This window comes from Pirellulaceae bacterium (genome assembly GCA_019636385.1).
Classification (GTDB): Bacteria; Planctomycetota; Planctomycetia; order Pirellulales; family Pirellulaceae; genus Aureliella.
In genome coordinates this window covers 1,404,561-1,418,724 of record JAHBXT010000001.1, presented here as the reverse complement: position 1 = coordinate 1,418,724, position 14,164 = coordinate 1,404,561, and the positions used below count along the sequence as shown (strand labels likewise).

Annotated in this window: 9 protein-coding genes; 7 read left to right on the top strand and 2 right to left on the bottom strand. The window is 54.6% G+C overall.

Features of this window, described 5'->3' with window-relative positions; genetic code table 11:
- Window positions 1-235: 235 nt before the first annotated feature.
- The 5 genes from KF752_05225 (at window position 236) to KF752_05205 (ending at window position 10,819) form a co-directional block, all read left to right on the top strand.
- On the top strand, window positions 236-5,959 hold the full coding sequence (locus KF752_05225) for a serine/threonine protein kinase (protein ID MBX3420943.1): 5,724 nt from the start codon (window positions 236-238) through the stop codon (window positions 5,957-5,959).
- On the top strand, window positions 5,956-6,561 hold the full coding sequence (locus KF752_05220; protein MBX3420942.1) for a sigma-70 family RNA polymerase sigma factor: 606 nt from the start codon (window positions 5,956-5,958) through the stop codon (window positions 6,559-6,561). The genes KF752_05225 and KF752_05220 overlap by 4 nt, the downstream gene beginning before the upstream one ends.
- A 124-nt stretch (window positions 6,562-6,685) precedes the next feature.
- Window positions 6,686-6,823: a hypothetical protein gene (locus tag KF752_05215; GenBank protein ID MBX3420941.1), complete on the top strand. Its 138-nt coding sequence runs from the start codon at window positions 6,686-6,688 to the stop codon at window positions 6,821-6,823.
- Window positions 6,820-7,404, top strand: a complete 585-nt coding sequence (locus KF752_05210) for a sigma-70 family RNA polymerase sigma factor (protein MBX3420940.1) — start codon at window positions 6,820-6,822, stop codon at window positions 7,402-7,404. Before KF752_05215 ends, KF752_05210 begins: the two co-directional genes overlap by 4 nt.
- 445 nt (window positions 7,405-7,849) lie before the next feature.
- Window positions 7,850-10,819, top strand: a complete 2,970-nt coding sequence (locus tag KF752_05205; GenBank protein MBX3420939.1) for a serine/threonine protein kinase — start codon at window positions 7,850-7,852, stop codon at window positions 10,817-10,819.
- 105 nt (window positions 10,820-10,924) lie between these two features.
- On the opposite strand, the gene KF752_05200 is transcribed toward KF752_05205, so the two are convergent.
- Complete coding sequence (locus KF752_05200) at window positions 10,925-12,013, bottom strand: AIM24 family protein (protein MBX3420938.1); 1,089 nt, start codon at window positions 12,011-12,013, stop codon at window positions 10,925-10,927.
- A gap of 220 nt (window positions 12,014-12,233) precedes the next feature.
- Here KF752_05200 and KF752_05195 point away from each other — a divergent pair, with 220 nt between their 5' ends.
- Together KF752_05195 and KF752_05190 are read left to right on the top strand one after the other, a co-directional pair.
- The gene (locus KF752_05195; protein ID MBX3420937.1) at window positions 12,234-12,836 is read left to right on the top strand and encodes a hypothetical protein; all 603 of its coding nucleotides are present in this window, start codon (window positions 12,234-12,236) and stop codon (window positions 12,834-12,836) included.
- Window positions 12,837-12,911: 75 nt separating this feature from the next.
- Window positions 12,912-13,304 carry a DoxX family protein gene (locus KF752_05190; protein MBX3420936.1) on the top strand — a complete coding sequence of 131 codons (393 nt, stop codon included), beginning with the start codon at window positions 12,912-12,914 and terminating at the stop codon, window positions 13,302-13,304.
- Between the two features lie 51 nt (window positions 13,305-13,355).
- On the opposite strand, the gene KF752_05185 is transcribed toward KF752_05190, so the two are convergent.
- On the bottom strand, window positions 13,356-14,135 hold the full coding sequence (locus tag KF752_05185) for an SDR family NAD(P)-dependent oxidoreductase (GenBank protein ID MBX3420935.1): 780 nt from the start codon (window positions 14,133-14,135) through the stop codon (window positions 13,356-13,358).
- Window positions 14,136-14,164: the final 29 nt, after the last annotated feature.

Sequence of the window (14,164 nt, the reverse complement as noted above, 5' to 3'; positions counted from 1 at the left end):
GTTGCGCCCACCAAAATTCGGCATCTTATGATATAGCCAGTCTGTCCGTCATTTGCACGGGAGCCTCGTTTAATCGTGTGGGCATCGCTCGGGGATGTTTCGCAATGCACTGCTGATACGAAGCTGTACTGAGCCAAAACATAGGGAATTCGTAAGGTCTCGCAGCCAGAAATGCGCGCGGCCCGGTGGGCATGCGGCCAATCGGTAGAAGCCACTAGCAGAGTTGAACCAGTCAATGACAGCACAAGACGACAGACCACACGACTCTACAGGCGAAGATGGCGCTCAAGATGGAGGACTGGCCGAATTATTGGAGCACTGGGAAGCCGAGGTTAGGCTCGGAAAATCGCCCGAACTATTACCATTAGCCAAAGGCGACGAGGCTTTGGTCGGACAGCTCAAGCCGTTAGTGAGCGTGCTGCAATGCCTTCACGCCAGTGGACTCCACGAAGTACATCCGCTGAACGAGGAGCATGAACAAGCGGTCAGTCACTCTAGTTCCAATCCGGCGCCACTCAAGGGCCGACTCGTTACTGCCGATGCGCATTCACAGGAGTTGGAATCGTCGGAGCATGAGATCAACGTCCCCGGCTATCAGATACTCGGACAATTAGGGCGAGGCGGCATGGGGGTAGTCTACGAAGCTCGGCAGCTTTCGCTCAACCGAATTGTGGCTATCAAAGTTTTGCCGCGAGCCACGTTCGACCCGGCAATCGCTAGTCGCTTTGCTCGCGAAGCGGAAACGGTCGCTTCATTGCAGCATCCGCAAATCGTTCCTATCTACGAATCAGGGCAGACGCAAGGATTGCATTGGTTTGCCATGCAGAAAATCGATGGCCAACCACTATCTGAAGTAATTGGTGATCATCCGCGTGGGTTACCCTGGAAGCGTGTGGTGGAAATAGGGATTCAAATTTGCACTGCGCTCAGCTATGCGCACTCATGTGGCGTGGTGCATCGCGATATCAAGCCTGGAAATTTGTTGCAAGATTCCAGTGGCTTGATCTGGTTGGCCGACTTTGGGTTGGCCTATCGAACCCTAGACGCTACGCTCACGTTATCCCAGGCCATGTTGGGTACGCCACGTTACATGAGCCCCGAACAGATTCGCGCCGCACAGCTTCCGCCGGAAGTCGCTTGGTCGAACCAGCTGACTGTGACCATTGGAGATGCTCGGGGTCCGGAGCAATTTCGGTCCAAGCCAGCGAATCATTCGGCCGCGGTCGATCATCGAACGGATATCTATTCTTTAGGAACTACACTGTTTGAACTGGCCACCGGGCAGTCCGTCTTTGAGGCAAGTTCTCCGCTGGAACTGTTGAGCGCTATCCAGTCGGATGAACCAAGAGACCCTGTTGGGTTGTCGCCCGATATTCCAAAATCGCTGGCCATCGTGATCTTGAAATGTCTAGAAAAATCGCCGCGCGATCGGTACGCGACGGCCATCGACTTGTTAGACGATCTGACAGCACTTCGCGATGATCGCCCCATTTCCGCACAACGTATGTCGGTGTGGACGGTACTAAAGCGTCGCCTGATTCGTCATTCCAATCGCATTTGGATTGCCACAGTCGCCGCTGCTGTGGCAACAGTCGGATTGTTGGGATCGGTCGCCATGTACCGGAATTATGCCGACCGCCTAATGGCGCGATGGAAATTGACTTCATCAGGGGGGCCCTACGTCATCTCATTGGCTAATGCCAGCGGCCCGCCTGGCTCGCAGCGGCAGATAGAATCTGTCACGCTGCCAATGCAGCAGCCACAGCAAATTCGCACGGGTTCCTACGATATACAGATAGCTCAGCCTGGCAGATTCAGTCAGCCGGCAACCATGCATCTATTGCCGGGACAGTCCATGGTCATGCACTACCTGGATGGGTATCCAGGTCCACCGGAGATCGACATCGAGGGTCAGCTCGTTACGGAGGTCCGTTGCGTGGAAAACCCCAATGACTGCACGTTAGTTACCATCGATCAGCAACAGTTGACGGCCTATGGTCCTGCAGGCAAGTTGCTGTTCCAGTTGTCGACTACCTTCAGCCCATCAGTACCTGACGACAATGAAGAATCGAGCGAGGCCCAAGTTCCAAGGGTCGCTTCCACCGAGCAGCTTATGCAGTCGATCGACTTTGGGTTTCATCGAAACGATCTTTGGGATCAGTACTGGGCGGTGCAACCCAACGTCGCAATGCCAGCGCGCGTTTTGTCGCCGTCAACGGATTTAGACGGCAGTGGTCATGTAGACATGGTCCTGTCTGCCAGATGGAAGCCGGTGATCGCTGCTATAGACCATCAGGGGAATATGTTGTGGCACGTGCGCTTGCCAGTGGAAATACCTGAGGAGGCACAACCGATTCAACATTGGAGACCAATGGAACTGAGTGCGGTTAGCCAAATGCGATTGGCGGACGACATCACCGGTGACGGCGTCGCAGAGATCGTCGTGGTGACCCAACGAGAGATGGATGTGGCAAAAAAGGGCTCGCAGGTCTTCTCCCAGATGAGTGTCGTCGACGGCAGAACGGGCCAAGTGATTTGGACACAGTCGATAGCCCCTATTGTTACCGAATTGGCATCCCGTTGGCCACGCGCCGGGTTGCTTCCCAGGCCAGCGCTAATGCAGCAGATTGCCAGAGAAATGTTCATGATTCAACCGTACCGGCCGATTCGTCAAACGCCTAAAACAGGGCTACAGTCGATCCGCTCCAATTTGCCGGCTATGTTGGCAATCTTGCCGCCGATTCACTTCATGGATCGTCAAGGGCAATCGAATGTCGCAGTTTGGCACCCGCAAACGGGACTTATGTTTTTCGATCTGGCCAGTGGTAATCAGGCAGACCCAGTCCCTCTGCAAGAGATTGACGTTCAAGATGAATCGCTGATTTCCACTCACGCCAAAAAGTCCCTGTCTACACTGCATCCACCGATGGCTGACTTGGTGCGCGAAGTGCGACTTGGCAAGGATCGTAGCAAGGGATTGCTATTTGTTGGGCGACTGGACGTGGACGCTCCAGTAACTGCAGATTTCCAGGACGACGATTTGGTGCTGTACGATGTCGATCAGCAGTCGGTGATGTGGCATGACAGGCAGCCCATGCTGTATTCGCAGTCATTATACGGAACTGAGCAGAGCGATTTTCCGCTGGTCGCTGACTTGGATCACGACGGCATCGACGAAATCTACTTTTCGAGGGTTCATGATTCAAGCCAGTCCGTGCCCTATCAATCGATTCAGGTCAGAGATGCAGTCGCCGGAAAGCTCCTCTGGAACAAGCCGGCTCGACTGTCATCCTTTGAAGTGGTCCCGCAACGGGCTTGTGTAGTCCCCGATATTAACGGTGACGCAGTCGACGAATTGGCCGTAGTTACGCTGTGCGATCTGGATGGTCTGTCGAATCGGCAGATGGTGTGGGCTATAAAGTCTATGGACAAACCACAGATGTTGTATCTGATGATAGACGTACTTTGTGGGCGTACAGGACGGCGATTAAAACTGCTTAGTCACCCGGTTGCCAACATTCCGCATTATTTGGAACAGGTCAGTTACGAGATTGTCGGCTGTCGCATTTTGGGCTCGCAGTACCTGGAAGTATCGCTGGTGTGGTGGAATCTGCGCAGTGACAGGATGCAGTCATCTTCTGGCGATCCGTCCAGATTGCTGAGTAGCGCTAGCTTGCGGTTTGACTTAAAACATGACGAGCTGCCACGAGTCGCCCCAGGTTTGACCATGTTGACCAGACAAGCTAATGCCCAGGGTGGCTACTATGTCCAGCGGTCCGGAATCGAGCGGGAGCAGGCCAGCAAAATAGTTTGGCAAACCATCGAAGCGCCGTCGCGGCTTACGCTCAACCAACAACTACTCGGCACATGGACCTCAGACAGCGGTCAGCTCTGCGCACTGGTTAACGACAGTGACCACCTGAGAATTGCGGCGATCAATGTGGAAGCCAAGCAAGTCATCTGGGAACATCCGTTGTCTAGTGAATGGGGGACGGCTGGCTTTGTTCGCCTAGGTCAGCAGGCGCTAGCCTATTGCCGATCGCCATACAGTTCGGTGCGAGATTCTATGAAATGGTTCGACGTCCAAACCGGCAGAAGACGGGACGACTTTTCTGGGGTTCAGTTGGCCGATCGGATTATAGCCACTCAAACGTGTGCGGATGGCTCTGGTGATGTGTTCGTACTGGGGCCAAGAAACGATCCCATTGACCTTCGATGGGCTCCTTTGCGCAATCAAACGATTGGTGTGTGGCGATTGAATTCAACGAGTGGTACGGTGCGCTGGCAGAAGGACGTTGAAACCGATCGGAAGCTCCGATACGGAATTGGCGATCGTGGTACTCAGCCGTCGATCGTGGTCATGGATTGCGATGGTGATGGCTTCGATGATTGCATCGTAACCGCCAGCCATAAAGTGGATCAGGCGAAAGGGCTAGTTGCATTGTCGGGCAACGAAGGTAGTGAACTTTGGAGACGATCACTGTCGCATCGTTACAGTCTACAAGGCGAGCCTATAAGTGAGCTGTGGATGAGCGGCCTATTGAATGCCGATGGTACCAACAGCCTGATCGTGATGGAACCCGATGTTGGCACCAAGTATGACCGTGGTGTGCGCTTGAGTTTGATTGATCCTAAGACAGGTGATGAGCGCAGCCAGCACCTCTTCCGAAACGCAAAGTTCAGTCACATGGCAGGACTGAATCGCCCCTATCAAAGTTTGGAGCGAACCCATAGTGACGGTCGCCAAGTAGAATCGCAACTATCATTGGCAGTTCCCGAAGAAGCATCGGCAAGTACTAAAATTCTGAATTTTGTCGAGCTTCGAGTGGATGAATCAGAGCTTGTACAGACCACAACCAGCGTGCAGACTGATAGCAACTACCGACAAATCTTGGCGGCCGCCACCGTCCAATTGCCTAACGGCGACTTGCGGCGACTGGTCTGCGAAAAAAGCTCGCTAGCTGGCTACGATCGCAATGGACAGTTGCTATGGCAGCAGATGTACGAGGAAGCATCAGCGCCACTAAGGGCGCAGTTGATCGCAACCGACGATCCACGCTATTGGTTGCTATCGTGCGTTGGGTCGCTGCTCAGCCGATCGTTATTTGACATTACCGATGGGCGATTGGTTTGGTCCGAATCCCACCTGACTGCCGCCGGTTATCAGTTAGACACTCGCTGGGAGACGCAGTGGGCGCGCCACGGTGATGGATTCGCCGTCAACTATGACACCCCAGAAGGCATCAAAACGAAGTTCATCGACCAGTTGTTTCCGGCGGGACCTGAGGATGGCACCCAAACCACCTCGGTCGCAGCCAGTGTAGTGTTTCCAGTCGTAAGCGATCCCAGAATTTGGCTGTACAGCTCGATAGATTCCGGGGAAAAGCGAACTTTTCAAGATTGGTTGGTCGATCGGTTTTTCCATGTGCTGTGTGGATTCTTTGGAGCCATCTTGCCAGGATACATGTTTGTATACGCTTGGCGGCGAAGGCAGTTTTCTCTCAAGTGGTTATTGATCTCGCCAGCCGTAATCATGATGGCCTTGATGGCATGGAAAGGTTTGTGGATGGAGCATGCTGTACTTTGGAACAATCCAAGATTTTCCCTTACAGTTTTGTCGGCAATTGACGGAGTGCTCTGGTTTTACGCCGTCCCAGCATTCTTTCTTGGGATGCGCTCCCGGCGATTTTGGTGGGCGTTGATCGCACTGTTTGGTTGTGCTGGGTTAATGCTCTTGTTGGTTTGGCAGGGTCCCCACGTTTCGCACTTTCTGCAGTCAGTTTCAACACCGAATCAAGTTACCGGTTACTATCGCCAAGTCTCCAGTCTGCACGATGCGACATGGCTTTTAGTTACAATTGGAACCATGCAAGCTCCGCTGTGGCTAGCAGCCTATGGGTACACGGTCGGCTGGTTGTCGCGATCGAAAACGAAGAGCTGGAAAGCGGCTGAGCGATGACGCAATTCGAATCGCAACATCAAACTGCTGGCGAGGCGGAATCAAAGCTCTGCGAAAGCTGGTCGATTGGACCGCTACGTCCGTGGCTGCATGAGCTGGCGCAGCGCGAGCTACCGGTCGCACTGCGTGGTCGCGTTGACGCCTCGGACATTGTCCAGCAAGCGATGTTGGACGCTTGGCGAGGTTCCACTGGTTTTCGAGGTACTAGTCAAGCCGAACGACTGGCTTGGCTGCGGATGATTGTGCGCCGCGCGGTTTTGCAACAAATCCGCCGTTCGTATGGGACCCTCAAGCGAGATCAACGCTGTGAACATCTGCAGACCGACTTAGATCTGACCGATTCACGTATCGCACAGCTGGCCAGTGGTTCCACGGCATCTCCTGCTGAACAAGTCGCCGCTAACGAAGACGCCCTGCAACTAGCCGCTGCCATCAAACAATTGACTCCGCAGCAACAACTGCTGATTCGCCTGCGACACTTCGAGCAATTGTCCCACGATCAGATCGCTCAGCGACTGAACGCTTCTCCAGCAGCCATGCGCATGCAGTGGATTCGCACGTTGAAAAAGCTGCACGAGCTGCTCGCGCCACACTTGGCATGATTAGCGCGAGTCAGTGGAAATCAGTTTGCCCACTTATCAACACCAATATGGACAGTCGGCGGATGATACAAGCTATTGAGGCATACCAGGAGAGTTGCTAGTAGTCAGCGGACCAATGGCATACATGGTAAGTCGTGGTTATGATGGACTGCTAGATGCAATCATGCTTGCGCAGCGATTGGCCGATGTGTCAGTCGATTCGTTGATCGTGTTTCCAGCATCACCCGACAATAGCGCCCAGCCTACAGGCAGTCCATCATGACCCAGTCGCCCAGTTTGTCGTCGCAGTTTTTGTTGCGACTCTGCGAAATGCAAGCGTCGGCCTGGAGTCGATTGGTTGAGTCGTTTTCGCCGATAGTTTATGCTTGGTGTCGCCGTGCGGGGTTGCCAGGACATGATGCGGCGGATGTGGTTCAAGATGTGTTTGCAACTGTAGCGCGTAAGATTCATCAGTTCGATCACCAGCGGCCTGGAGCCAGTTTTAGCGCTTGGCTGGCGACGATTACCCGTACACGCTTGGCCGATTTCTTCCGCCGACGGACAGGGCAGCCTCAGGCTACTGGTGGTTCTGACGCGCTGGCTTGGCTGCAAGCCGTTCCAGACCTTGAGCACGATGAGGATTCTCGCAGTCAATTTCAAGCTAAACTGATCGGGCGAGTTTTAGAGATGGTCGAGGAGGAATTTGAACCGCGCACCTGGCAAGCGTTTCGAATGACCGCGATCGAAAATCGCTCGGCGGCCGAGGTAGCTCAGCAGCTTTCCATCAGCATCGCCTCGGTCTATCAAGCCCGCTGTCGTGTTCTACGCCGGCTCAAGCAACGGCTCGGCGAATTGCCGCAGTAGTGGACCATTGCGACCCGAGCAAAATTTTGAAGGTCTCCCGCAATCGCACCAAGGCGCAAGCGGTTGGATATCGGTCCGAGATCAGCCGGAGGACTTCTCGCGAGGTAAGATAGGTCGAGCGACGGGCGATATTCCGTCCCGATGGAACTTGCAATCATTTGTGCCGCAACGTTTCTACCGATGTCGTGCCCCACTGGGGCCTGGACTGTCCGCGAGACCAACAACATCTCAGAAACCGGCTACAGCTCAGCTCGCCTAAATGCCCGGTTGGGGCAGAATGCTGGTAGTAAAGAGGAGCGTTCCCACAGTCGGCTTCCGTCCCAGAGCGACAAAATATCGGTAGAAAACCCCAAACGTTGTCGTCTGTCAGGCGGTTGCGTTCTAATAGGTAGGGCAGACAAACATGCCCAACTATGTTGACGAAGAATACCCTGGGAGAGTGGCCATGCAAGCAATAGCTTGTCCGAACGAATCGGTGCTGAGCGACTTGATGGCTGGCAGAATCGACGAGCTGAGCGAAAACTCGCTCGTCCAGCATATTCAGGACTGCGATCAGTGTCGTGGGCGCGCCCAGCGGCTAGAGCAGCAGCCATCTGATTATGTCCTGCAACTGCTGCACGTCAAAGATGGTGACAGCGCGTACTTTGGTGAGCCTGATTGTCGTTGGTCTACCACTCGCGCTCTGGCGGTGATTGCGGGCGGAGCCGGCGATGAGACACAGGCTGACCAGTTCGAGCTGCCCTTGCAGCTGGGTGACTATCGCATTCTGGAACCGGTCGCGCAGGGTGGCATGGGCATGGTCTATCGGGCGCAACATCTGCGGCTCGGGCGCGATGTGGCGGTGAAAATTATCTCTGGCAGACGCTTGGCGGACAGGCGTGCGGTGCAGCGGTTTGAAGCCGAGATGCGTACGCTGGGGCAGCTCAGCCATCCGAACATTGTGGCGGCGCTGGATGCGCGCGAGTTGGCTGGTCAGCCGGTGTTGGTAATGGAGTACGTTGATGGCATGGACCTGAGCAGCATCGCTCAGCGCCTAGGGCCGTTGCCGCCGGAGGTGGTGGCGGCGATTGGAGGTGCAGTGGCCGCAGCTCTGGACTATGCCAATCGCAACGGGCTGATTCATCGCGATGTAAAACCATCCAACGTAATGATCAATTCGTCTGGGCAGGTCAAGCTGTTGGACTTGGGCCTCGCACGCTTGCAAACCTCAGCGACGGGTGACACCAGCGGCACGATTACCGGATTGACTCTGGGCACTGCCGACTACATGTCGCCAGAGCAGATTCACGATGCTCGTAGCGTCGACGCACGGGCAGATTTATATTCGCTCGGCTGCACGCTGTACAAATTACTGACCGGTGCGGTGCCCTACAGTGGTCCGCGTTTTGCGACTAACTTTGCCAAGCTGCAAGGACATGTTTCCGACCAGCCAATTCGCGTGCCGCAGCAGTACCGACAGGGCAGTCAACCACTGGTCGAATTGATTGAAAGGTTGACCGCCAAGCAGCGCGAAAGTCGCCCTGATTCCACTCAGCAGGTATCTGAGCAGCTTGCCGCGCTCGGCCAGGATGCCAACCTAGCACAGTTGGTCAGCTTGGCTCTGAAAGCCCCCGAATTGTCTCAGCCCATAGCGTTATCTGACAACGCTCCATCACCGGCAATGCAATCGGGCAGCTCGCGCCGCAGCCGAATTCCACCCTGGCTTCGTTGGACGCTGGCTACCAGTTTCTTTCCCATCGGCCTAGCACTGGGTATTTGGTTGACCGTCAAGAAATCTGACGGCACGCTTGCGAGAATTCAGTTACCCGCCGGAGCTGCAGCCAACGTTGACCCGCATGGAAATGTGGAGTTGAATCTTGGCGATTCAAAACAACAAGGTCCGCAGTTGCCAGAAGCTAGGCTTACTCCCGGTTCAGAATTGCCGAAATTTTGGTCCGGCCAACCAGCGCAAGCAACGCGTCATTTGGGTATGAGCATGGAGATGCAAACCGTGCCCAAGACCGAGGGGGGCATCGACGATCGAGAATTAGAATCGCTGATGCAGCAACCACCCGAAAACGCGGCCACCTATCGCGGCTACACCTACGAGCAGTGGCAGGCGCTGATGAGTCGCGAGAGCGAGGTTGAAACCGCTAGCGTCGCAATCCGCGCACTTATTGCACTCGCTCAATCGACTGAGCAACAGCGTGAAGTCTTCGATCAGATCATTCGCAAGTCCCGCAAATGGGGAAGCATCATAATCGGTGGCACCTCGCATGAGGCTATCTGGATGAGCACGTTCTTGGCAGAGGCGACGAAGTTGCCTCCAGCGGTTCTAATTGCTACGGTGGCTGAGGAATTAGAGAACTGCAACAAGCAAAGCTACATGGCCTGCTACTGGACAGTCATGGGGATAGTAGACCCTAGTTCATTCTCCAATATTGCTGAGTTCGGAGAGCAACGGCAAAGGTTCCAGCCAGATGAATTACCAAGAGACTTGGTAGTAAAACTACTATCGAATTTGGAATCAGCCGGTGCCAAGCTAACAATCGAAGAGCAATGGAAATACAGTTTTAGCCGTTACGCAATGCGACTTGCCGGAGCGATTCAACTGCCCTACTCAGATATGCCAAAGGCATCTCAGGACCGATCCAAGCGAAGCTGGGAGAGGCTGGCAGGCACTCCACTAGATCAGATTTATCGGCATAGCTACCCGTCGAATCCGCCGTATTCCAAAGGAGACCTCGAATCTTATTTGCTGCCTACCGCCTGGGATTGGCGGCCTTATTGGTCGAGCTTGCCACCGGACCAGCGACAGCCACTGCGAGTGCTACATCAAATCTTTCAGGATCAGGTGTTGCGGGAGCCTGAACTCAACCTGCAAGAGACGCTGGCTGCTTTGACGGTAGTTAGTGAAGACGAAAAGCAGAAGATCAAGCTATTCTTGACACAGCGACTGGCCGATTCCGATTTCGATCATCACCACGATGTTAGGCGGATCATCTGGCCAGAGGTTCTCAAGTGGTGTGTTCAAACGGGGATCATGGACAATGAAATGGCTGACCGTACGCAGCAGATCATCGCCCAGACGAACTCAAGCATCGCTGAAATCGTTGGAAATGAGCGATATGCGCAGATCAATCCACGTTCTGCATATGCGATACCTGCTATGTCTAGGGGTAGCATGGGCACTTACTCGGGTGGAATGGGTGCCTTCGATGCGGATGTGCCCGAACTCGTGAAACACTACTCAGCCATCGAGCAAATGTTGGAGCGATGGACGTTACATTTGTCCAACCTGTTCGAGCTGCCAGAGGACGTTCGTGTATTTAAGTATCGCCTGCCATCTCGGCTTGCGGACTTCGAAGCGCAGTCCATCGCGACAGGTCTGAGCATGGGCGGCCTGGACGGAGGCATGGGTAGCAGTCGAAACTAAAGTTTATGACAGGCGGCGGATTGGTGTCTCCCCTTGCGGCGTTAGCGAAAGACGATCGAAAGCTCTACTGATTTAGCGGGTTGTAAACGCTCCTCCTGCACTCGGCTACTTGGTGTCCCCCATGAGCATCGATCCGAGGCCGCCGAGCACAGAGCCTTCCTCGCGGCGCGAGCCGCCGCCTTGAGGGGCTGCGGCGTAAATGCGACCTGCTAGTCGCGAAAACGGGAGACTCTGCAACCAGATCGGGCCAGGGCCGATCACGGTAGCGACAAACAATCCTTCGCCACCGAACAGCGTGTTTTTGATGCCGCCGATAAACTGAATGTCGTATTGCACCGACGGCCCCATGGCCATCAGGCAGCCGGTGTCCAGGCGCAATGATTCGCCGGCAGCGAGTTGTCGATACAACAGTGCTCCACCAGCATGAACCAGCGCCACGCCATCGCCGGTCAAACGCTGCATGATAAAGCCTTCACCGCCAAACAGCCCAACGCCGATCTTCTTTTGGAAGGCGATGGAGATCTGAATGCCTTTGGCTCCGCACAGAAAGGCATCTTTCTGACAAATCAGCTCGCCGCCCATTTGATCCAGATGCATCGGCGTAATGCGCCCCATGTAGGGCGCAGCAAAAGCCACGGTCTCTTTGCCGCGACCACGAGTATTGGTGAACGTGGTCATGAACAGCGATTCACCGGTCAACACGCGCTTGCCCGCTGACACAACCTTATCCCAGAATCCGCCGCTGCTTTGCGAAGGATTGCCAAACACAGTCTGCATTTCAATGCCGGCGGTCATGTACATCATGGCTCCCGATTCAGCGATGACCGTTTCGCCTGGATCAAGGGCGACTTCGACGTACTGCGTATCATCGCCGTGGATCGCATAGTCAATTTCGTCCGCCGAACCGCGTTTGCCCGGCGGTGCCACATAGACTCGCGCCGTAGCGCTGGCGGTCGAGGCGGGATGAGAACCGCCAATGGGGGTCTTATCAAACGCTATGGTCTGAGCCGTTGCGTTGTCCCAGGCAGAGCCTGAAGAAATTGGAGAACTCGACGTAGCGTTTGACTGAATTTGCGGTGGCGTTTCGACAGCCGGAAAGATGGCTCCACAAGCCTGACAGCGCACCGATTTGCCGAGATTCTCGGTGGTGATGCGGTAATTTTTGCTGCACGAGGGACAAGCGATCTCAGGCATATTCAAAGTCTCCAATTGGCATCGAAATGCGGCATGACAAAATGCAATCAAGGTGTAATGCAGCGGGTTAGGAAGAGAATCCTGATTGAGTCTCCGCACCGCTTCAGATGCAATTTACACGTTGGACAAGCCAACAACAATCGGGCACAATGATGGATCGCCGTTCAGGCTCCTCTAATTTCCACATCGTTTCAAGTACATTCAGGGTGGCAATCAAACCATGGCGAACAATCCTCAAGAGTTCAATCCGTACGCCCCGACGGCAATGGTATCGGGCGTGACGGCAGACTTTGGTATTGCCGGAGTCGACGGAATTCGCCGCGAGCACCTGTCGCATGAGGCTTCGGTGAAGTCCATTGGTGTCTTGTACCTGCTGGGCTCGATAGCAGGTGTAGTCATGGCGGGGTTCTATATGCTGGCAGGGCTAGGATTAATCGTCGATCCCGGTTCCGATGGTTCAGATGCCATCGGGGCGATATTTGTTGCTGTGTTAGGATTGTTCGTGGGTGGGTTATCGGTATTGCAATTCTTTGTAGGATTAGGGCTAAGAAGACTTGTGCCGTGGACGCGCATCGGAGGCATTGTTATTTCTGCCATCGGGTTACTAGGATTTCCCATCGGTACGCTCATCAGCGCCTACTTCCTTTATTTGTTAGCATCTCGCAAGGGTGTCTACATTTTCACGCCGAAATATGCTCAGGTGATAGCCAGCACTCCCCATATTCGCTACAAGACGTCGATCATCGTGTGGATACTATTGGGACTATTGATACTGGCGGTTGTGGGTCTGGTCGGGGTCGCCGTACTAGGTAGCGCTCGTTGATCGACAGATTGCAATTGAACACTCAGTAGATCATTGACATGACCTGTTTGACTCTAACGTTGTCTGGAGTTTGTGATGAAGAAAATGCGATTGGCCGGTTGGGTATTGAGTGTGCTGTTGGCGGCTTTCTTGATCATTGCCAGTGCGATGGGCAAGTTCACTCAGTGGGAAGGCAAAGCAGAGATGTTTGCCAAGATGGGGTGGTCGACGGAAGTGATGCACACTATCGGTATTGTTGAAGTTGGCATAGCGTTGATGTTCTTGATTCCTCGCACCGCTTTCGTCGGAGCAATTCTGTTAACGGGATATTTGGGCGGTGCCACGGCAACGCATGTGCGCATCGGTGATGCGTTTATCTTCCCCATCCTTGTCGGCGTGGTAGCTTGGATCGCCTTGGGACTGCGGGACAGCCGCATCTTTTGCCTGGCCACCACCAGCGGCGGTAGCCACGAAAGCTGCAAGACATAAAACGGCCGCGTCCATGCGTTTGGCATTTCCAAGTGACACGTGCCGAGGTGGCTAAGGATTTGTCTCAAACAGCTTAGCTTGCCAACGGCGCATGCCGCGTAGCCAGCGTTCGTTGTCGCCGGCGCGGTTGCGATAGTATTCGGCGACTTCAGGGTGCGGCAGGATTAGAAACCGCTCTTCGGCAAGTCCTTCGATGGTACACCTGGCAGCCACTTCGGGATCGATGGCTGTCGGAGTCAGCATGGCATTAATACTCGGCGGCGTTTCGGCCAACAATTTGGTGCGTACGCCTTGAGGGCACAGACAGGAGACGCGAATGCCGGCGTCCCAATAGGTAATCGATAGCCACTCGGCGAACGCCACTGCAGCGTGTTTGGTGACTGCGTAGGGTGCAGAGCCCAGTTGAGTTAACAGGCCGGCCGCCGACGCGGTCTGCAACAGATAGCCCTGCTTACGCTCAAGCATCATGGGTAACAAGGCTCGCGCTGCATACACATGAGACATCAAATTGATATCCCACAGCCGTTGCCAATCGGCGTTCGTAGCATCCAAGCCGCCTTCGCAACCGACTCCAGCGTTGGAGCAGAACAGGTCAATTGGCCCCAGCCGCCGCGTGGTCTCGCGCACCAAGTGCTGAATGTCATCTTCGCGTGCGACATCCACCGCCATCGCCGAGCCACCGATTTCATCGGCTACTTGCTCAGCACCAGCTTGATCGATATCGGCTACCATAATTCCCTGTGCGCCGTGATTGGCAAATTCACGGCACAAGGCTGCACCAATGCCACTGGCCCCGCCTGTCACGACGACGATCTTGCCTGTTACGATCATTAAAATGTTCCGTTAATCTAGGAGGAAAG